The 19,668-nt window shown below is 75.1% G+C and carries 17 protein-coding genes; 8 read left to right on the top strand and 9 right to left on the bottom strand.

Features of this window, described 5'->3' with window-relative positions; all coding sequences use genetic code 11:
• Positions 1–27 precede the first annotated feature (27 nt).
• The 3 genes from ACZ50K_RS19655 to ACZ50K_RS19645 form a co-directional block, all read right to left on the bottom strand.
• A complete protein-coding gene (locus ACZ50K_RS19655; protein ID WP_468904478.1) occupies positions 28–1,203 on the bottom strand; it encodes an ATP-binding protein in 1,176 nt (391 codons plus the stop codon).
• A gap of 126 nt (positions 1,204–1,329) precedes the next feature.
• On the bottom strand, positions 1,330–6,360 hold the full coding sequence (locus tag ACZ50K_RS19650; RefSeq protein ID WP_468904475.1) for a DNA-binding protein: 5,031 nt from the start codon (positions 6,358–6,360) through the stop codon (positions 1,330–1,332).
• Positions 6,357–7,217, bottom strand: coding sequence for a DUF4132 domain-containing protein (locus ACZ50K_RS19645; protein ID WP_468904473.1), 861 nt, complete (start codon positions 7,215–7,217; stop codon positions 6,357–6,359). The genes ACZ50K_RS19650 and ACZ50K_RS19645 overlap by 4 nt, the downstream gene beginning before the upstream one ends.
• 362 nt (positions 7,218–7,579) lie before the next feature.
• On the opposite strand from ACZ50K_RS19645, the gene ACZ50K_RS19640 reads away from it, so the two are divergent.
• The 3 genes from ACZ50K_RS19640 to ACZ50K_RS19630 all read left to right on the top strand — a co-directional run bounded on the left by ACZ50K_RS19640 (position 7,580) and on the right by ACZ50K_RS19630 (position 10,363).
• On the top strand, positions 7,580–8,251 hold the full coding sequence (locus tag ACZ50K_RS19640; protein ID WP_468904471.1) for a DUF4097 family beta strand repeat-containing protein: 672 nt from the start codon (positions 7,580–7,582) through the stop codon (positions 8,249–8,251).
• A gap of 158 nt (positions 8,252–8,409) precedes the next feature.
• Positions 8,410–9,849, top strand: a complete 1,440-nt coding sequence (locus ACZ50K_RS19635; protein ID WP_468904469.1) for a M1 family metallopeptidase — start codon at positions 8,410–8,412, stop codon at positions 9,847–9,849.
• A gap of 148 nt (positions 9,850–9,997) precedes the next feature.
• Entirely contained in the window at positions 9,998–10,363 is a 366-nt protein-coding gene (locus ACZ50K_RS19630) for a PRC-barrel domain-containing protein (protein ID WP_468904467.1), read from the top strand.
• Between the two features lie 140 nt (positions 10,364–10,503).
• Here the strand turns inward: ACZ50K_RS19630 and ACZ50K_RS19625 are convergent, their stop codons facing one another.
• Both ACZ50K_RS19625 and ACZ50K_RS19620 read right to left on the bottom strand, forming a co-directional pair.
• Complete coding sequence (locus ACZ50K_RS19625) at positions 10,504–11,850, bottom strand: LCP family protein (protein WP_468904466.1); 1,347 nt, start codon at positions 11,848–11,850, stop codon at positions 10,504–10,506.
• A gap of 126 nt (positions 11,851–11,976) precedes the next feature.
• Positions 11,977–12,456: a hypothetical protein gene (locus ACZ50K_RS19620; RefSeq protein WP_468904463.1), complete on the bottom strand. Its 480-nt coding sequence runs from the start codon at positions 12,454–12,456 to the stop codon at positions 11,977–11,979.
• 264 nt (positions 12,457–12,720) lie between these two features.
• Here ACZ50K_RS19620 and ACZ50K_RS19615 point away from each other — a divergent pair, with 264 nt between their 5' ends.
• Positions 12,721–13,125, top strand: a complete 405-nt coding sequence (locus ACZ50K_RS19615; protein ID WP_468904461.1) for a hypothetical protein — start codon at positions 12,721–12,723, stop codon at positions 13,123–13,125.
• Positions 13,125–14,144: an N-acetylglucosamine kinase gene (locus ACZ50K_RS19610; RefSeq protein WP_468904459.1), complete on the top strand. Its 1,020-nt coding sequence runs from the start codon at positions 13,125–13,127 to the stop codon at positions 14,142–14,144. The genes ACZ50K_RS19615 and ACZ50K_RS19610 overlap by 1 nt, the downstream gene beginning before the upstream one ends.
• A gap of 38 nt (positions 14,145–14,182) precedes the next feature.
• On the opposite strand, the gene ACZ50K_RS19605 is transcribed toward ACZ50K_RS19610, so the two are convergent.
• Together ACZ50K_RS19605 and ACZ50K_RS19600 are read right to left on the bottom strand one after the other, a co-directional pair.
• The gene (locus ACZ50K_RS19605; protein ID WP_468904456.1) at positions 14,183–15,178 is read right to left on the bottom strand and encodes a hypothetical protein; all 996 of its coding nucleotides are present in this window, start codon (positions 15,176–15,178) and stop codon (positions 14,183–14,185) included.
• Positions 15,175–16,167 (bottom strand): phosphatase PAP2 family protein, encoded by a 993-nt coding sequence (locus ACZ50K_RS19600; protein ID WP_468904453.1) that lies wholly within the window; start codon positions 16,165–16,167, stop codon positions 15,175–15,177. The genes ACZ50K_RS19605 and ACZ50K_RS19600 overlap by 4 nt, the downstream gene beginning before the upstream one ends.
• 178 nt (positions 16,168–16,345) lie before the next feature.
• Between ACZ50K_RS19600 and ACZ50K_RS19595 the strand changes: the two genes are divergently transcribed.
• A complete protein-coding gene (locus ACZ50K_RS19595; protein WP_468904451.1) occupies positions 16,346–17,035 on the top strand; it encodes a TetR/AcrR family transcriptional regulator in 690 nt (229 codons plus the stop codon).
• A 7-nt stretch (positions 17,036–17,042) separates the two neighbouring features.
• On the opposite strand, the gene ACZ50K_RS19590 is transcribed toward ACZ50K_RS19595, so the two are convergent.
• Positions 17,043–17,444 (bottom strand): hypothetical protein, encoded by a 402-nt coding sequence (locus tag ACZ50K_RS19590; RefSeq protein ID WP_468904449.1) that lies wholly within the window; start codon positions 17,442–17,444, stop codon positions 17,043–17,045.
• 112 nt (positions 17,445–17,556) lie between these two features.
• Here ACZ50K_RS19590 and ACZ50K_RS19585 point away from each other — a divergent pair, with 112 nt between their 5' ends.
• A complete protein-coding gene (locus ACZ50K_RS19585) occupies positions 17,557–18,120 on the top strand; it encodes a dihydrofolate reductase family protein (protein ID WP_468904447.1) in 564 nt (187 codons plus the stop codon).
• A gap of 62 nt (positions 18,121–18,182) precedes the next feature.
• Positions 18,183–18,689 (top strand): nucleoside 2-deoxyribosyltransferase domain-containing protein, encoded by a 507-nt coding sequence (locus ACZ50K_RS19580; RefSeq protein WP_468904445.1) that lies wholly within the window; start codon positions 18,183–18,185, stop codon positions 18,687–18,689.
• 82 nt (positions 18,690–18,771) lie between these two features.
• Here the strand turns inward: ACZ50K_RS19580 and ACZ50K_RS19575 are convergent, their stop codons facing one another.
• The gene (locus ACZ50K_RS19575) at positions 18,772–19,662 is read right to left on the bottom strand and encodes a geranyl diphosphate 2-C-methyltransferase (protein ID WP_468904443.1); all 891 of its coding nucleotides are present in this window, start codon (positions 19,660–19,662) and stop codon (positions 18,772–18,774) included.
• Positions 19,663–19,668 lie beyond the last annotated feature (6 nt).

The following is a 19,668-nucleotide window of genomic DNA, read 5'->3' as shown; positions in this document are numbered from 1 at the left end:
GCTCCGCCGCGGTTCGGGTCGGCGCCGTCACCGCAGGCTCCCGCGCAGATCCCACAGCCGGCGCCACATCGCGGAACCGTCCTCGGCCCGGCGGCGCACCGGCCCGTCCCAGTAGCCCAGCAGCCGTGCGTGGTCCGCCGGGTCGTCCTTGCGGACCACGCCCAGCAGATGGCCGGGCAGCAGGTCCAGGACGTCACCGGACGGCAGGTAGGCGGCCGCCAGCCCCAGTGAGGCCGCCACCTGCACCGCCTCGGCCGTGGACATGACCGTACCGGGACGTTCCACGTCCCAGCCCTCGGTGGAGCGGCCGGACCGCAGGTCGCGGAAGACGGTGACCAGGGCGTCCAGTACCGCGTCGTCCACCCCGAAGGCGGCCCCGGCCCGCTGCACGGCGGCGACCGCCTGCCGCCGCACCAGCGTCGCCTCCGCGTCCGCGTCCGCGATCGGCTCCACCGTTTCGAAGTTGAAGCGCCGCTTCAGCGCGGCCGACATCTCGGAGACCCCGCGGTCGCGGAGGTTCGCGGTGGCGATCACGGTGAACCCGGGCGCCGCGGCCACCACCGCGTCCTCGGTGGCCGTCAGTTCGGGCACGGTGATCCGCCGGTCGGAGAGCAGCGAGACCAGGGCGTCCTGCACCTCGGGGAGGCAGCGGGTGATCTCCTCGACCCGGACCACCCGGCCGGAGCGCATCGCGGAGAGCACGGGGGAGTCCACCAGGGCTTGCGGGGTGGGCCCCTGGGCCAGCAGCAGCGCGTAGTTCCAGCCGTACCGGAAGGCGTCCTCGGTGGTGCCCGCCGTGCCCTGCACGGTCAGGGCGCTGGTGCCGCAGACGGCGGCGGACAGGAGTTCCGACAGCATCGACTTGGCGGTGCCGGGCTCGCCGGTGAGCAGCAGCCCGCGCTCCCCGGCCAGGGTGATCACACAGCGCTCCACGAGGGCGCGTTCGCCGACGAACTTGGGGGCGATCGCCAGCTTGGACGGCAGGCCCTCGCGCTTCTCGGGCAGCGGCAGTTCACGGCCGTCGCTGCCGCAGACGAAGGTGACCACCGCGCGCGGGGTCAGCGCCCAGCCGGGCGGTCGGGGACCGGTGTCCTGGGCGGCGAGGAAGGCCAGTTCGGCGGCGTACCGCTCCTCGGCGGGCAGGGTCTGCCGGGCGGGCACGGCGGCGGCGAGGGCGGCGGTGTCGGGCTGTGTCTGGGTCACGCGGGTTCCTTCGGGCGATGTCTCGGTGATCGATGGCGGGGGTGGGGCGTGGCGGTGAGGCGGTCCGGCCGGGGCCCCGCGCCGTACGGATCGGTCCGTACGGCGCGGGGGTGCGGGCCGGGCCGGTCAGCGGCGGCGGCGGGTGCGCTTCACCTTGAGTTCCTCGAACCGGGGCAGGTCGCCGTCGAGGATCCGCTGCCAGGCCCGCGCGTACAGGTCGGCGGCCGGCTCCAGCGGCACCAGGGATCCGAACACGGGCCGGCCGGCCGCGAGCGGCGCGAACATCGGCAGCTTCCAGGCCTCGACCGGCAGCGCGGGAGCGGCCAGGTCGGCCCAGCCGCCGGGCAGGAACAGGGACCGTCCGGCCCGGCGCCGGTCGCCCGGCACCACGAGGGGGCCGGCCTCCAGCCCGGCCCGGGCGGCCTTCAGCCGGGCCGGCTTCCAGCCCGTCCAGCGCGCGGTGTTGCGGTCGGTCGGGTCCGGCATGGCGAGCAGCATCAGGTACAGCACGGCCTCGTCGGGGGCCAGCCCGAACTTCGCGGCGGCCTCGGCCACCAGCCCGGGGACCGAACGGGAGGGGTCCTGGGGCCACCAGGTGCCGTCCGCCTCCGCCGACGGAGCCGGAGCCGGAGCGGAGGTCCCGGCCGCGGCCGTCCCGTCCGTCGCGGTGTCCGGTCCGGCCAGCAGGCGGGCGAACGCCGGGTCCCGGGCCAGCCGGAGCGCGGTCTCCAGAGCGCCCGGCAACTGGTCCTCCCCGCGCAGGGCGGGCAGATAGGGGTCCGAGCCGGTGGAGTCCAGCAGGGCGGGCCGGACGGCGGGCTGGGGCCGGTCGTCGTGGGTGGCCAGCAGCACCGCCCCGTACCGCTCGTACTCGGGGGTGGTCTCGGTCGGCGTGCCGGCCACCTTCCGGAACTCGGCCAGGCCCACGTAGTGCGGGTAGGGCAGCAGCAGGCCCGGTGCGGACAGCCGGTCCCGGAGCGCGGCCAGAGCGGCCGGCAGGGCGGCCCGGTGCGGGTCCCCGACCGGCAGCCGGTGCGCCAGCCAGCCGGCCGCGGCCACCGCCCCGGTCAGCACCGAGGAGGTGAAGGGGGCTTCGGCCGGTTCGGCGGTCGCGGCCCGGTCCTCGTGGATCCGCCATTCCACGTCCGTGGTCAGCGTCCCGCTGCCGGCCGGATCCAGCAGTGCGGGCAGTGCCCGGTGCACCGGCCACCCGCTCGGGACGGCGCGCACCGCCTCCGCCGCGAGCCAGTCGGGGACCGGGGTGCGGCGGCCCACGCGGGCGTTCCAGAGCTCGGCGGCGGCGGTGACGTCGGGGCCGGTGGTCCACAGCCGCGCCGGGTCGGCGGGCAGCAGCGCTGCCACCAGGGCGCGGCGCACCCCGGCGTTCACGGTGCGCAGTTCGTCGCGGGCCCGGGAGGCCTCGGCCACCTTCAGGCCGAGGGTCTTGCGGAGCTCGGCGGGGAGGAAGTTGTTCTCCCAGCCGTCCAGCCCGGGCAGCCCGCACACCAGCAGCGCGGCCACCGAACCGGGGACGCCGGTCAGCCGGGAGAACTCCGCGGCGGACTCGGGGAGGTACGGCACGGTGCCGTGTTCGCGGGCGGCCGCGAGGAAACCGGCCGCCCAGTCGGCGGGCCGGTCCGGGGCGCCGCCGATCCCCGAGGTGCCCCGCAGGGTGTAGGGGCCGGGGACCTCGAACCGTCCCTGCGGGTCGTGCAGCAGGGCCCCGAACTCCCTTCCGTCCGCGACGTCTTCGGAGTCCTCGGTGATGCCGAGGACCGCGCCGGCGCCGAGCGGCAGCACCCCGCGGTGCCAGCGCGGGTGGTCGGCGCCGTCCGGGGTGCGCAGGTGCGCGGAGGCGAGGTGGACCCGCGCCCGGCGCCAGTACGGGGCGGCGGAGGCGGCCGAGGTCAGTCCGAGGGCCTCGGCCTCCGCGAGTACGGAGAGCAGGGCGGAGCGGTGCTCCTCGTCGGTGCCGGGGGCGACGGCCCGGTAGGCGAGCACGGCGGGTTCGTCGAGGAGTTCGGTGAACGGCAGCCGGGTGTAGGGGAGGGAGGGCAGGTCGAAGTGGAGGCGGCCGGGTACCGGGGTGGCGGCGGTGTCCGCCGTCGCGGTCCGCAGGGTGGTCAGGAAGCGGTGGGTGACGTCCTCTTCGCTGCCGTACCGCCCGTAGTTGCCGTCCAGGAGGCCGCTGAGCGCCTCGGCGAGCAGCCGGTCCGCCGGGCCCCGCCGCCGTTCCGCGGCGGGGGCGGAGGAGGGGTCGAGCCGGGCGGCGACGGAGTCCAGGGACTTCCGCTGCCGCAGCGCGAACCGCAGTTGCTTGACCACGCCGGCCAGCAGTTCGGGCGCCGAGATCCCGGGGAACGCGGCGGAGACCAGGCCGGGGAGTTCGGAGAGCTGCCCGGCCCGGCCGGCCGCCGCCAGGAGTTCCCCGCAGACCACCGGGTCCGCGGTGCGCAGGGCGGTGGAGCCTTGCGGGTCGCGGGGCCGCAGCGCGTACCAGAAGTCCTGCGGCGGCAGCGGGCCGCCGGCCGTCGGGGTGAGTCCGGAGCCGTCGCTGTCTGCGGTCGCGGTGACCACGCCGTCCGGGTCGGTGATCCGGTTCTCCCGCCACTTGCGGGTGAGGGCGCGGGGCCGTTCGTCGCCGGGGAAGGCGAGGGCGGCGTGCGGGGCGTCGGAGCCCTCGGGGAGGACGACGGTGCGGCCGCCGGTGTCCTCGGCCTGCCAGCCGTTCCCGGGCAGCCGGACCGCCCGCCAGCCCAGCAGGCCGCCGACGGCCGGCCCGAGGGCCGAGTCCTCGACCAGCGGCGCGGGCCGCAGCCGTCCGGAGCGTTCGGACAGGGTGGCCCCGGTGCGGTCGTTGGCGGCGGCCACCCCGTCGGTGAGGAAGGCCGGGCGGGAGCGGCGGCCCACGGCCCCGCCGACCGGGTCGTACTCGGCCCAGCCGCCGGGCTCGGGGTGTTCGCCGCGCTGCCACACCCAGTACGAGGTGCCGTCGGACAGCAGCTCGTGTTCCCCGGGCAGCCGGGAGTCGCCGGGGAAGAGGATCCCGCCGCCGGTGGTGCGGCCGCCGCCGGGCAGTTCCAGGCTGAGGTGCTCGGAGCGCAGCGACCAGTGGTCGGCCTCGCCCTGGAGGGTGAACACGGAGTTCGGCGAGGTGTGCCAGTAGGCCTGGACGTCGCCCTGGCCCCAGGAGGTCCAGAAGACGAGGAGCGCGCCGTCGACGAAGTGGTAGCCGTACCGGTAGCCGGAGCCGCGCGGTACCCGCAGGTCGTGGACGAGGAGGGTGCCCTCGGGGCCGATGACCCGGGCCTGGACGGTGTTGGCCACGATCAGGTGGGGCCAGGCCTCGGCGACGGTCAGCGCGCCGTGCTGGTCGGGCCGGGGGGTGAGGGCGGCGATCGCCTCCTCCCAGGCGGACCAGGAGAGTTCCTCGAACAGGCCGCCGCGCAGGGTGCGGGCGAGGATCGCGCCGACGTCGGCGGCGGCAGCGGCGGCCACCTCCTCCGGGGCGAGGGCCAGCGCCTCGGCGGGCAGCCAGGCCAGCCGCTCGATGGCGTCCGGCAGGGCGGGCAGTCCGCTGGCCGCCGATTCGCGGGCCACCTTCTCCATCCATTCCGCCAGCATCGGGCGTCCGCCCGGGGAGGCGGCCAGCATCCGCATCACATCGGTTCCGCTGGAGGCGTCCCCGTAGGAGTACGCGCCGGCCTGGAACGCCGGCCGGAACCGCGGGTCGGCGGCCAGGGCGACCAGATCGCGGGGGTCCTTGCCGCGGGCCCAGTCGGACAGCCGCAGGGCCTCCTGCCGGCGGCCGGGACGGTCGGGCACGGGCGGGTCGGCGACCGGGACGTCCAGGGCCAGCAGCAGATCGAGGAGGTTGACGTCCTCCACGCCCACCCGGAGGGCGCGTTCGCCTTCGGGCCGTGCCGGGAGCTCGACCCGCAGCCGGCCGGCGGCCCGCCGGACCAGGTCGGTCAGGCCCGGCGGGGTGGGACGGCTGCCCCAGCCGCGGTACCGGGCGGTGTGGAAGCGCTCCAGCCAGCCGGCCGTGCCGTCCGGGGAGCGCTGCTCCTCGGGGAGGTCCGGGTCTATCAGTCCGGCGGTGGCACCGGACTCCTCCAGGACCTCCAGCCACAGCTCGGTGAGCTCCCCGCCGTCGCCGGGCGGGGTCATGGCCAGCAGGGTGCCGCGGACGGCCGGGTTCCGGCGGGCCAGGGCGACCAGTGCCGTCCGGTGGGACTTCCACCAGCCGGCCGCGGCCCGCAGGGTGGCGGGCAGCGGCAGCAGTTCGGCCAGATAGTCCTGCTCCGGTTCGGAGCCGGTCAGTCCGGCGGCCCGGGCCAGCCGGCGCAGCTCGGTGGCGGCCTGCGCGGAGGGGGCGAGACCGCCCGCGGTCCGGCGCACGCAGAGCCGGCGGAACCGCTCGAAGGCCACGGCGGGCTCCAGCCGGGCCGACAGCTCCTTGGCGTAGCCGGTGAGCACCTTCACCGGGAGGGCGCCGGCGAGCGCGAACTCCAGCAGGACGGCGTCCAGTCGGTCCTCGTCGACCGGCAGCCCGTGCTGGGCCTCGCTGGTCCGGGCGCGGGCGAACAGCTGGCCCGCGTACGTGGTGTTCTCCACGGCCAGGAACAGCCGGGCGACCTGCTCGTAGAACACCGGCAGGAAGTGCGGGACGGCGGCGGCCAGCCGCCCGGCCAGCTCGTGGGCGGCGTCCAGCGCGGCCTTGGGCTTCGGCTTGGCCTGCCGGGCCAGCCGGTCCAGTTCGGGGACCACGGCCAGCGCGTGGTGCCCGTCCCCGGGGTGGTGGACCAGGACCCATTCGGGGAACCCGAGGGCCTGCCGGCGGCCGAGACCGACCACGGCCGGGGCCTCGGCGGGCTCCAGGCCGAGGAATCCGGCGGCGAGGTCCTCGGCGGCGCCGAGTTCGGCGGCGGCCAGCCGGACCACGAGGCGGTCCCCGCCGAGGGCGGGGTGCCGGTAGGTGCGGGCGGTCAGTTCGACGGCGGCGGGGCCGGCCCCCTCGGTCCCGGGCGGGAGCACGGCCCCGGCCGAGAGCAGGGCCTCGGGCCCGAGCCCGGTCCCGTCGGCGGTTCCGGCGGTGCTCCCGCTGGTGCCGGCGCTGTTTCCGGTGGTGCTGGTGGTGACGGTGGCGCTGCTCATCGGTTCCGGCCCTCCTCGATCTGTCGGCCGGCGTAGAGCGCCGCGGCCATGCGCATCCCCTCGGACCAGGCGACCGGCCCCACGTCGGCCGGCCGCACCGTGCGGCCCTCCTCGTCCTGCCAGCTCAGACCGCCGGTCTCGGACTCCCCGTCCCAGTACGGCTCGCCGATCCACACCGCGGCCTCGGTGGACCGGGCCCCGTCCAGCACCTTGCAGGTGGCGTAGCCGCCGGAGACCCGGTAGCCCAGCGAGGCGGCCCGGGCGGCCAGGCCGAACCGGGAGGCGTACTTCCCGCCGGCGTAGTCCCGTACCTCGGTGACGGTGGCGGCCGGGCCCTCGGCGGGCTTGGCCCAGGTGGCCCGGTGGATCTGCTCCACCTTCTGGGTGATGCCGAGTTCGGCGGCGAACTCCCGGACGTCCTCCAGGTCGGGCAGCAGCACCGGGTGGGGGAGGGTGACCGTGCGGGGGGACAGCCGGACGGTCTCCCCGTCCAGGTCGACCACCTTCAGCCCGCCGTCCTCGCCGACGTCCCGCAGGAAGCCCACCTCGTCCGGGTCGTCGCCGACCACGGCGAGGTCCCGCAGGGCGGACCGCCAGGCCTCGTCCCGCCACACCCGGGCGATCAGCCCGGTCGGCACCGGCAGGGAGGACACCATCCAGGTGTCCACTTGGGCCGCGCAGACGGCCTCGTGGCGGTCCAGCCACTCGCCGAGCCGGCGCAGCCGGTCCACCTCGGGATGGTCGCGCAGTGCCTTGGGCACCGTCTTCAGCTCCCGGCCCCCACTGCGCCGTGCGGCCACCCGACCGTCTTCCCCGAGGGTGATCTCGTACCCCTCACCCGCTGCCAGCCAAGCCATCTGTCGCTGCCCTCCACCTGTCCCGAGCGAATCCGCGCAGCCGGAACCAGGGCGCCAACACCCTTGGTGAGCTGCGGTATGTCGGGAGACTAGCCAGAGCCACCGACAACGCCTCGGCCGGGCCGCCGCAACCGGAGCGCAGGCTCCGGAAACAGAGCGTCCGTCAGCTTCCGCATGGCATTCGCGCACAGCCCATTGCAACGAATGCCCTTCGGTTTGTTGCATTAGATTCAGAACCAATGCAACGAATGCAGCTCGTTGAACTGCTGCAATGGGCTCATCGCGCAATGATCTGATTGTGGAAACGGGAAATGCAACGTAGCTTTTGTGTCAACAGAAACGACGAGTCAAAGGACAGCGCCATGCAGAAGTTCGACACCTCCGCCCCGGTCACCGCCGTCCTCGACATCCCGGCCGGACGCATCCAGTTCATCGCCGCCGACCGCACGGACGTCGCGGTCGAGATCCTGCCCGTGAACACCTCCAAGAGCCGCGACGTGAAGGCGGCGGAGCAGACCGAGGTGGCCTTCGACTCCGGGGTCCTGCGGATCACGGCGCCGAAGCCCAAGAGCCAGATCCTCGGATCCACCGGGTCCGTCGAGGTCACCGTGCAGCTCCCGGCCGGATCCCGGGTCGAGGCCAAGGCGGCCGCCACCGACCTCCGGGGTGTCGGACGCCTCGGCGACGTGGTCTTCGACGGCGCCCAGGGCACCGTCAAGCTCGACGAGACCGCAAGCGCCCACCTCACCCTCCAGGCCGGCGACATCACGGTGGGCCGGCTGGGCGGCCCGGCGGAGATCGGCACCCAGAAGGGCGACATCCGGATCGCCGAGGCCAAGGGCGGCACGGTCACCCTGCGCACCGAGCACGGCGGGATCTCCGTCGGCGCCGCCCGAGGCGTCTCCGGCACCCTGAACGCCGCCACCTCCTACGGCCGGATCGAGAACGCGCTCACCAACGCCGACGGGGCCGGCGCCCCCCTGAGCATCCACGCCACCACCTCCTACGGGGACATCTCCGCCCGCAGCCTGTGAGCCGGACCGCGCCGTACCCGATCGCGCAGGGCCGCAACGGCCGCCGCCGCACGGGTCTGGGCAGGCCCCGGCCGGTCCCGTAGCGTCGGCGGCGCGTGAACCGAACACCACGACAACGGGGGTCGATCGTGAAACGGACCAGGCGGAAACTCACGACCATGGCGCTCGCGGCGCTGCTCGGGCTGACCGGGCTCTCCGCCCCGGCCGCCGCGGACACCGACCGCGGCACCGGGCCGGACACCACCACCACCACCGCAACCACCGGGCCGGACCCCACCACCGCAACGGCCGTCCCGGACGACGGGACCCCGGGCGGCGCGGCCCCCTCCCGTCCCGGATACCGCGTCACCCTGCGCGCGGACGCCACCGCCGCCCGGTGGACCGGCCGGGAGACCGTCACCTTCCACAACGGGTCCGGCACCCCGCTGCGCGAGGTGTACGTCCGCCTCTGGGGCAACGCCACCGACGGCTGCGGTTCGCCCACCGCCCCCTCCCCGGTCCGCATCGGCGCGGTGACCGGCGGCACCCGGGGCGCCCTGACGGTCGACTGCACCGCCGCGAAGATCCGCCTGCCCGCCCCGCTCCGGCCCGGCGACCGTGCCACCGTCGGCTTCGACGTGTCCATCACCGTCCCCGAACGGCTGCACCGCTTCGGACGCGAGGGCGCCCACCGCTACCTGGGCAACGCCCTCCCGGTCCTGGCCGTCCGCGACGCGCGCGGCTGGCACCTGGACCGTCAGTTCCCGGTGGGCGAGAGCTACTACGCGCTGGCCTCCGACTTCCAGGTCACCCTCGACCACCCGGCCGCCCTGAAGGTCCCGGCCACCGGCACCACCACCACCCGGCCCGGCGCCCCCGGCCGCACGATCACCACCAGCACCGCCCGCCAGGTAAGGGAGTTCGCCTGGGCGGCGGGCCCCTTCCACAGCGCCGTGGCCACCTCCCCGGGCGGGGTGAAGATCCGCTCCTACTGGACGGAAGGCACCCCGGCCGACCAGCTGGCGGCCGCGCGCGCCGACGGTATCCGCGCCGTCGACGAACTGGGGAAACGGTTCGGCCGCTACCCCTACGGCGAGGTCGACACCATCATCAGCGACCGGTTCGGCCCGATCGGCAGCATGGAGTTCCCGGGCCTGGTACTGGTCCTGGTCGGCGAGTACGGCAGCGGAATGGTCCACGAGCTGGCCCACCAGTGGTGGTACGGGATCGTCGGGAACGACCAGTACGCCGAGCCCTGGCTCGACGAGTCCTTCGCCACCTACTCCGACCTCCTCATCTCCGGCGACGACGGCGACTGGTGCGCCGACGCCGTCAACTGGGAGAACGACACCCAGGCGATCACCAACTCGACTGCCTACTGGGCGGCCTACGGCCCCGGCTGGACCCGCTTCGTCTACACCTACGGCGCCTGCGCCCTGTTCGACCTGCAGAAGGTGCTGGGCGGCCCGGCGATGGCCGCCATGCTCAAGGAGTACGCGCGGGACCACTGGTACGGGGTGTCCACCACCGCCGCGTTCCAGCGGGCGGCCCAGGCCGCCACCTCCACCGACCTCACCGCCTTCTGGCGCGAACACCGCATCCGCCCGACCACCGGCTGAACCCGCCCCCCCGCCCCCGGTTCCGGAAGTCATCGGGGGCGGGTGCGTGTGGGCCGGGGAATGCCGGGCAGGCGTCTCGTGGCGGGAGGTAACACACGTCCCGCCACAGGAAGAAACAACCGATCGATATCTGAGGAGTTGTTTTCGCGTGACTGAGAATGTGTGGAGCTACCGGTCGACGGCGGGCCGCCTGGCGGGTGACCTCACCGGGTTCAAGGTGGAGGCCACCGACGGCAGCATCGGCAAGGTCGACAAGCACTCCGACGAGGTCGGTGACGCGTACCTGGTCGTCGACACCGGCGTGTGGATCTTCGGCAAGGAGGTCCTGCTGCCGGCCAGCACGGTGCTCCGGATCGAGGCGCTGGAGGAGAAGGTCTACGTCGACCTGACGAAGGACCAGATCAAGCACGCCCCGGAGTTCCACCGGGACAAGCACCTCGGCGACCCCGGCTACCGCGACGAACTCGGCACCTACTACGGCCCCGGCGGGCCGTTCGGCGGCCGCCCCGCCTGACCGTCCGACCATGCCGGTCCCGGTCCCGCCCCCCGCGGAAAGCGAGCGGGGGGCGGGACCGCGGCACGCCGGGGCGCGGTCGGCCGTCCTGGTGGCAGTCCTCCCAGGGTCGGTGGTCCCCAGGGTCAGTCGTCCTCGGGTCAGTCGTCCTCGGGCGTCGTGGTGACCGGCCGGAGCCGCTGCTCCGGGCCCTCCGCACACCGCAGCCGCTCCCCGGAGACGGGGGCGCCGTCCGCCAGGTTCCGGTCGTAGGCGACCTTCCCGACCTTCACCGGCCGGGTGCCCATCACCACGTCCAGCTGCGCGCCGTGCCCGGGGACCGGCCGCAGCCGGGCGCCGGGCAGCGCGGCCGCCAGGCTCGCCGCCGCCTCCTCCCGCCCCGGGGCGTGCCGGATGACCGGCGGACCGGCCGGCCGGACCGCCGGTGCCGCGGTCTCGGTCACCTTGAACCCGCTGCCCCGCAGGGCCGCCGCCACCGCCGCGTCGTCCACCCGTACGCTGACCGTGCCGGGCTGGACCACCGCCGCGACGGGCTGGATCCGGGTGTCGCCCGTGATCGGCCGGTCCGCGCCCAGCGCGCTCCACAGGGCCGCGGAGCGGGCCTCGTCCCAGACCAGGGTGGACCCCACCCCCGGCACCCGGTGGTCGAAGAGCCGGATCGGGACGGTCGCGAACTCGGTCCGGTCCGTGGGCAGTCGGCCCAGCGCCCAGCCGATCCGGACCAGGTCGTCCAGGCCGGTCCCCTCGTCGGTGCGCACCGACTTCAGCACGGTCCGCACGGTCCGGGCCGTGCTCACCGGCCCGGCCAGCGCCCCGCCCTCGGACAGCCGGTCCACCAGGTCGGTCACCAGCCGCTGCTGGCGGCGCACCCGGCCGAGGTCGCCGGGCCGCACGTCGACGTGCCGGGCACGGGCGTAGCGCAGGGTGGTGTCCCCGTCGGTGTGGTGGCGGCCGGCCGCGATGTCCAGCCCGGAGTTCTCGTCCTTGAGCGGCCGGTCGGTGCACACGGTGGCACCGCCCAGGTTGTCGATCGTCTTCTCGAAGCCGAGGAAGCCGGTCTCCAGGTAGTGGTCGATGTGCAGGCCGGTGACCTTCTCCACGGTGGCCACCGCCAGCTTGCCGCCGCCCAGCTTGTACGCCGCGTTGATCTTGCCGGTGCGGGCGGGGACGGCTCCGTCCGCGTACGTCACGTAGGAGTCGCGGGGGATGGAGACCACGCTGGCCCGGCGCTCGTCCTCGGACAGGTGCACCAGCAGCATCACGTCGGTGCAGTCGCAGCCCTCGCCGCCCACGTGCAGCCGGCGCTTTTCGGCGGCGGAGATACCGGTCCGGCTGTCGACGCCGACCACGAGGATGTTCGTCCCCCGGCCGCCCCCGCCTCCACCGTCGGCGCCGGAACCGGACGCCGCCGACACGGCCCGCGAGCCCGCGTAGGTGCCGGAGAGAACGGTCGCCAGCAGAGTGATCGCTACGGTAACCCGACGCACGCACACCCCTTTATCGGGAGGAAACAGGCCGAATCGGACTGTAGCTCCTGGGGGGTGTGCGTCAGGCGGTACGCGCCGACGGCGGTCGGCGGAAGGCTCGGCGCGTCAGCGGAAGGTGGGGAAGGGTCAGCAGAAGGCCTCGCGGGCCACCGCGGCGCCCTTGTTCCAGCCGTTGCTGAACTGCTGGTTGGCCGAGGCCGGAGCCTTGGCCGAACAGTTCCCCTTGACCGCGTCCCAGCCGGCCACGATGCCGGCCTTGAGAGTGGTCCCGGTGGTGGTCGTCGCGCTGCCGCCGCTGCACTTGGTCACCGTGGTGCCCTGACGCAGCGAGTACTCGCCCGGCTGCTGCTTGGTGATCGTGAACGTGCCGCCCGGACCCATGGTGACGCTGGTGCCGACCCCGGAGGAGGACTCCAGATAGGCGGTCCCGGTCTCGAAGCCCCCGCCGGAGACGTTCACGGTCCCGTCGGGCAGCACCCCCGAGGAGGAACAGGTGGCGGCGGGGACCGCCGCGGGGGCCGAGGCCAGGGCGGGGGCGGCGGACCCGAGGGCCAGACCGCCGGCCAGCACGGGCGCGAGCAGGAGAAGAGACGTGCGTCGTTTCATGATGCTTCCTCCCGGACGGGAGACGGGGACGGCGGCGAGGGGGGGCGGGGCCGGCCACGTCCTTCCCTTTCATCCTCACCCCCTCGACGGCGGGTGTCGAACCGGGCCGAACCGGCGCACGGGCGGGCGCGCACGCGCTCCGGCGCACTCCGTCGCGCGCCCCGGCCGCCCGGTGGCGCACCGTGGCGCAGGCCGGGCGTCCGCCGGACAGACGCCCCTGAGCTGGCGTACTGTCGACGGAGGCAGTGCGGGCAGGGGGCAGGGATGAACGCACCGGGCAATGGTCCGGACTTACTCGACGTCTACCTGGAGGGCGCCCTGGCCCGGCTCGGGCCGGCGGCCTTCGAAGCCGTCATCCGTGCCGCCGACGCCACCTGCGTCCTCCTCGCCGACGGGCACCCCGCGGTCCTGTCCGGCCCCGACGGCGAGGGCTTCGGCCCCGTCCTGCAGCGCGAGTACCTGGCCCTGCTGGCCGTCCTGATCACCGGCCGCACCGACCACCACCTCGTCGCCCTCCCCAACCCCGAGGGCACGCCCGGCTGGGCGGTGGTCGAACACCATCTGGCCGAGGACCCCGGCACCCTGGACGAACTGTGCGCCCACATCGTGGCCACCACCCGGGAGAACGCCCACAACGCCGCCGCCGCGGAACGCATCTGGAGCACCTGATGGACCACCGGGCGCCCGCCGGACAGCCCGCCCCCGCACAGCGCACCGCCGGATCGGCCCCCGCCGGATGGACCGCCGCCGTCGATGTCGGCGGCACCGGCACCCGGCTCCGGCTCACCGGCCCCGACGGCACCCACCGGGAAGGCAGGGCCCCCGGCCGGACCGTCGGCCCCGAGGGCATCGACGTACGGGCCCTCCTCGACGGCACCGGCCGCGCCCTGCACGCGCTGCGCGCCCCGGACCCGGCCATGCCGGTGGACGCGCTGGCGGTCGGACTCAGCGGGCTGCTGTCACTGGTCCCCGACCCCGCCGCGCTGCTGACGCGGTTCGCCGGGCTGTTCGGCACGCGGCGCGCCGTCCTCGCCTCCGACACGGTCACCTCGCACGCCGGCGCCCTCGGCCTCCGGCCCGGAGCCGTCATCGCCGCCGGAACCGGCGCGGTGGCCCTCGGCACCGACTACCGCGCTCACTGGGCGCGCCGCGACGGCTGGGGCCATCTGCTGGGCGACGAGGGCAGCGGCCACTGGATCGGCGCCGAGGGCCTGCGGGCGGCACTCCGCGCCCACGACGGCCGACCGGGCGGCTCGCCCGCTCTCCTGGAACGGGCCGTACGCCGCTACGGACCGCCCGCCGGGCTCCCCGCGCGGCTCTACCCGTACGGCGACATCGCCGGCCGCACCGCCGTCTTCGCCCCCGATGTGGCCGAGGCCGCGCACGGCGGCGACCCGGTCGCCCGCGCCCTGTGGGAGCGGGCCGCCGGACATCTCGCGGACACCGTGGTCTCGGCGCTGCCGCCGGGCCTGCCGCCCGTGGTCTCCTGGTGCGGCCGGCTGTTCGAGGCCGGTGAGCTGCTCACCGGACCGTTCCTGGCCGCGGTCCGGACCGCCGCCCCCGGAGCGCTGCTGGTGCCGCCCGCCGGGTCCTCCCTGGACGGGGCGGAGCGGCTGGCCCGGCTGGCCGTGGAGGCCCCGGACCGGCTGCCGCACGCCCCGCCGTACGTCCTCGTGCGCACCCCCTGAGCGAGCGGGTCCGCGGGCTGGTCGGGCGCCGTGACGGGTCAGCGGCCGCGCGCCGCCGGAACGGTGGGAACCAGCGTGCCGAGCAGATCCGCGGCGACGACGGCGGGCGCGACGCCGGCAGCGACCGCGGGGGAGGGGACCCCGGCCAGGCCGGCCACGGTCACCGGCGCGGCCACGGCCACGGGCACGGGGTCGGGTGCGGTCGGCTCGGAGGCGGTGGCCGGGGTGCGGGTCAGGAGCAGCACCCCGCGGGCGGCCAGCGCGGCCCCGGCGACGGCCAGCAGCACGCCCATCACCCCGCCCTGGAGGCGTTCGCCGAGCAGGATCATGCCGATCGCGGCCGCCGCGAGCGGATTGGCCAGGTTCACCACGGCCAGGGGGGCGCCGAGCCCGCCCCGGTAGGCGCGCTGCGACAGCAGCAGACCGCCGACGGCGAAGAAGACCACCAGCAGGGCCACCCCGACCACCCGGGGACTCAGCAGCGAACCGCCCCGGCCGCCCGCCACGGCCACGGTCTGGGTCAGGGCGGAGGCGGCGGCCGAGGCCAGCCCGGACGCCGTGGCGTGCCGCAGCCCGGAGCGCGGGTCCCGGACCGCGGTCAGCATCAGGATCGCCACGGTCATGGCCCCGGAGACGGCCAGCGCCTCGGCGAGGGTCAGGGTGTCCTCGGGAGCCGGGCCGGAGGCGGGGAGCAGCAGAAGGGCCAGCCCGGCGACGGTGGCCAGGGTGCCCCGCCACTCGGTGGCGGCGACCCGGCGCCCGGCCCGGCGCGCCCCGAGCGGAACGGCGGCGACCAGGGTGAGCGCGCCCAGCGGCTGGACCAGGGTGAGCGGCCCGTAGCGCAGGGCGGCGGCGTGCAGCAGTGCGGCACCGGCGTTCAGACCGGCCGAGGCCCACCAGCCACCGCTGCGCAGCAGGGTGCGGGCGGTACGGGCCCTGGCGGCCCGGGCGAGCCGCTCCTGGGCCACGGCGGCCGCCGCGTAGGCCAGGGCGGAGGCCACGCACAGGACGAGGGCGAGGGCGGTGGCGTTCACCGCACGGCCCCCGCCGGGAGCGCCGCGCCGTCCGGCGGCGGGGCGGGAGCGGGGGCCCGTCCGGCCTCCGGGGTCGGTTCGGTGCCCATGCTGCCCGGGCTGCCCATGCTGCCCGGGCTGTCCGGGGAGTCCACGGTCCGGGATCGGGGCAGGGAGCCGGAGCCGCGCGCGGACCCGTCGTCGGCCCCGGCCCCGGCCCCGGCCCCGGCCCAGGCCCCGGCCCAGGCCCCGGCGTCGGCACCGGCTCCGGAATCGGGTCCCCCGGTCGGCCGGGGGATCAGCAGCAGGGCCGCGCCGAGCAGCAGGGCCGCCACGATCGCGTCCAGCCAGTAGTGGTTTGCCGTGCCCACGATCACCAGCAGGGTCACCAGCGGGTGCAGCAGCCAGAGGGCCCGCCACCGGGAACGGGTCGCCGCGATCAGGCCGAGGGCCAGCATCAGGGCCCAGCCGAAGTGCAGCGAGGGCATCGCCGCGAACTGGTTGGCCACGGTGTCCTCGGCGGGTGAGGCCCCGTACACGGAGGGCCCGTAGACCTGGGCGGTGTCGACCATCCCGGCGGCCCCCAGCATGCGCGGGGGTGCGAGCGGCAGGGTCAGGTGCAGGACCAGGGCCGCGCCGGTCAGGACGGTCAGCACCCGGCGGGTCCACAGGTAGTGGGCGGGGCGCCGCAGGTAGAGCCAGACCAGGAAGAGGACGGTCGCGGGGAAGTGGACGGCCGCGTAGTAGGTGTTCGCGGTGTGCACGAGGGCGTCCCCGTGCAGCAGCAGCCGCTGGACCGAGCCCTCGTCCGGCAGGCGCAGGGCGCGTTCGAGGTCCCAGATCCGGTCGGCGTTGCGGAAGGCCTCGTCGGTCCGGCCGGTGGAGATCGTCCGCCCGGCCTTGTAGACGGCGAAGAGTCCGGCGACGAGCAGCAGCTCGCGTATGAGTCGGCGACGCGCGGCTCCGGTCCGGGCGGCCGGGGGTCCGGCCACGGTGCTGGGGGCGGTCATGGCCCGGTCCTTCTTCCTGTTGCCCACGGTCGACACATCGACATGGCATCCACATCGACACACCACTGTATCGATACGCAGAAGTATCGATACGACAATGTACCGATACGTTGCCGTTCCGATATGCTGGGAGGGACGGACTCGCAGACGAACCTCGACCGAGGAGAGCCGCACCACCATGACGCCGACGTCGACGCCGCGGCCGGCCACCGCGCGCCGCTCCAAGATCACGCCGGAGCGGGAGCGGGAGTTCTTCGCGGCCGTCCTGGAGGAACTGCGCGAGCACGGTTACGAGGCCCTGACCATGGAGGGCGTCTCCGCCCGCGCGAGCTGCGGCAAGTCCACCCTCTACCGCCAGTGGCAGACCAAGCCCCGGCTGGTCGCCGCCGCCCTCCGGGCCAGCCGCCAGGGCACCCTGGCGGCCGTGGACACCGGCTCACTGGCCGGGGACCTCCACGAGGCCGCCCGGATCGCCGCCTGCACCTCGGGCCGCGACACCCTGCTCACCCAGGCCCTCGGCCACGCCGTACTCGGCGACGAGGAACTCCAGGCCGCCCTGCGCGAGGCGCTGGTGGAACCGGAACTCGCCGCCTTCGACACGATGGTCGCGCGGGCGGTGGAGCGCGGCGAGATCCCCGCCGGTCATCCCGCCGCCGCGTTCCTGCCAGCCCAGCTGATGGGCGTGATGCGGATCCGGCCGACCCTGGAGGGCCGCTACGCGGACGCCGACTACCTCCACAGGTTCGTCGACGCGGCCCTGCTGCCGGCCCTGGGGCTGACCCCGGCCCCCGCACCGGATCCCGTACCGGCGCCCGCATCCGTTCCGGCTCCGGTTCCCGTGTCCGGTCCGGTGACCGACGGGCCCTGAGCCGGTCTCATGCGCGGCGCCGCCGCAGGCGGGCCCGCCAGCGGGCCAGCAGCTCGCCCGGGGTGCGCGGATCGGGCACCGGCTCGGCCGGCCACTCCTCCCGCCGGGTGAGCGGCACGAGCGGCATCAGATAGGACCGTCCGCCGCTCTCCAGACTGCACAGCGGCTCCCCACCGGGAATGTCGGCCCGCCCGACCCGGATGCTGAAGGGCCGCGGGCCGCCGTCCGGGCCGCCGCCCCCGTCGAGTACCCCGCGCAGCTCGGTCGGCGCCCGGTTCCGGGTACGGGCCGAGTCGACGACCCTGCCGTCCACCAGGAGCTCGGTCCGGCGCCCGGCGGCATCCCGGACGACGGTGATCGAGTGCCCGTCCTGGTCCAGATGGAACCGCTGGTCGTTCCCACCGCTCACCACGGCCTCCCTGATCGAGACCCCCGGACCAGCGTAGTCCGGGGGCCCGGAGGCGGGCCCGACGGGCGCCGGTCCCACCGGGGGAGCCCGGCCCGGAGTAGCGTGGCGGGCCATGCGGCAGATCATCCTCATGGCCTCGGTGTCCCTCGACGGATACACGGAAGGGCCCGAACGGCAGATCGACTGGCACCTCGTCGACGACGAAGTGCACCGGCACCTCAACGACGAGGCCCGCGCGATGGGCGGCTTCCTGGAGGGCCGTGTCACGTACGAGCTGATGGAGGAGTTCTGGCCGACCGTCGACACGGACCCGGCCGACACCGCTCCGATGGCCGACTTCGCCCGCATCTGGCGGGACACCCCCAAGTACGTGTACTCGCGCACCCTCCAGCAGGTCGGCCACAACGCCACCCTGGTCCGCGGGGTCGTCCCGGAGGAGGTGGCCGCCCTGAAGGCCGCCCCGGGCGGACCGCTGGGCCTCGGGGGCGCCCGGCTGGCCGCCGAGTTCCTGGCCCACGACCTGGTGGACGCCTTCCGGATCTACGTGCATCCGGTACGCATCGGCCGCGGCACACCGCTCTTCCCGCAACTGGACGGCGGACCGGTACCGCTCCGCCTGGAAGGCACCCACACCTTCGCCAACGGCGTCGTCCAGCTGCGCTACACCCGTTCCTAGGGCGCGCCCACGGGCGGGCGCGGGGCGGCGTGCGGATCCGGGATGCGGGGGAGGATCCGGTCATGACGATCGTGACCCCGAACCTCGTGTACGCCCGCGAACCCCTCCCCGCCGCCCCGGGGCCCAGCGTCTTCCTGGCCGGCCCCAGCCCGCGCTCCAACGGCCCGGTCCCCTCCTGGAGACCCGATGCCATCGGGGAACTGGCGGCCCAGTGGAAGGACCGGCGGACCCTGACGGTCCTCAACCCCGAGTCCCGGGGCGGATTCCGGCCCGTCCACTACGACGACCAGGTCGACTGGGAGACCGAGGCCCGCCGGCAGGCCGACGCGATCCTCTTCTGGATCCCCCGCGACCTGGTCTCCCTGCCCGGCTTCACCACCAACGTCGAGTTCGGCCTGGACGTGGGCACGGGCCGGGCGGTGCTCGGCTGCCCGCCCGACTGCCCCAACCCCGAACGCAACCGCTACCTCATCCATGTCGCCCACCGCCACGGCGTGCCGGTCCGCGAGACCCTGCGCGACACCGTGGCCGCCGCCCTGGACCTCCTCCGGACGCGCGCTGCCCGGTGACCGGTCAAGGGCAGGCGGAAGGCCCGCCGGCCCACCCCTGCGCGGGCGGACCGGCGGGCCGTGGGACTCCGGGCGCCGGGGGTCAGACCCGGTCGGCGGCGATCAGGACGTACTGGAAGGAGCCGTCCTTGTAGGAGTTGATGAACGCCTCCTCGATCCCGGTGACCAGCTGGGAGGTGGCCCGCAGCTCCCAGTAGGGCAGGGTCTCGGGGGTCAGGTCGATGACCGCCTGCGGGACGAGGCGGTTGTCGGCCATCGCGCGCAGGTACTCGCGTCGGGAGTGGATGTTGCACTCGAAGTGCGCGTTGATCTGCGAGACGTACTTGGAGGGCTGGCCGTAACGCGGGTTCCAGCAGCCGGTGATGGTCACGTAGCGGCCGCCGACCCGCAGCATCCGCGAGTGCTCCGCGAACAGGTCCTCCAGGTCCACGTACATGCTGGACTCGTTGTTCCAGGAGGCGGCGATCGAACCGGTCTCGAAGGGCGTCCTCAGCATGTTGCAGACCTGGGCGCGGACATGGCCGTCGATGCCGAGTTCCCGGGCGCGCTGGTTGCCGAACTCGGCCTGCTTGGCCGAGAGGGTGAACCCCTCCACCGTGCAGCCGAAGCGCTGGTGGGCCATCACCGAGGACCCGCCGCGCCCGCAGCCCGCGTCCACGAGGGTGTCCCCGCGGCCGATCGGGCCGAGGTGGTCGAGGAGCAGCTCGGCCTGCGCGGACTCCAGCCGGTGGAGTTCGGCGATCAGCCGCTTCTCGTAGGAGCTGTCGGAGGTGTCGCCGAGGGCGGCGTGGTCGACGTCCCCGATGCCGTAGTGGTGGTGGTAGAGGCCGTCCACATCGCCGAGGCGCAGGTTCACGGGCCGGGCCTCGTGGTCCCAGTAGCGGGCGATGTCCCCCTGGTAGGGGGTCGTCGGCGTCGGGATGACCACGGAAGGGGCAAAGGCGGAATCGGCGGTGAATTCGGTGCTCGTCATGGGGAA

It is taken from the genome of Streptomyces sp. NPDC033845 (genome assembly GCF_055576225.1).
The sequence above is the reverse complement of the archived record's forward strand: the minus strand, read 5'-3'. Positions and strand labels throughout refer to the sequence as shown.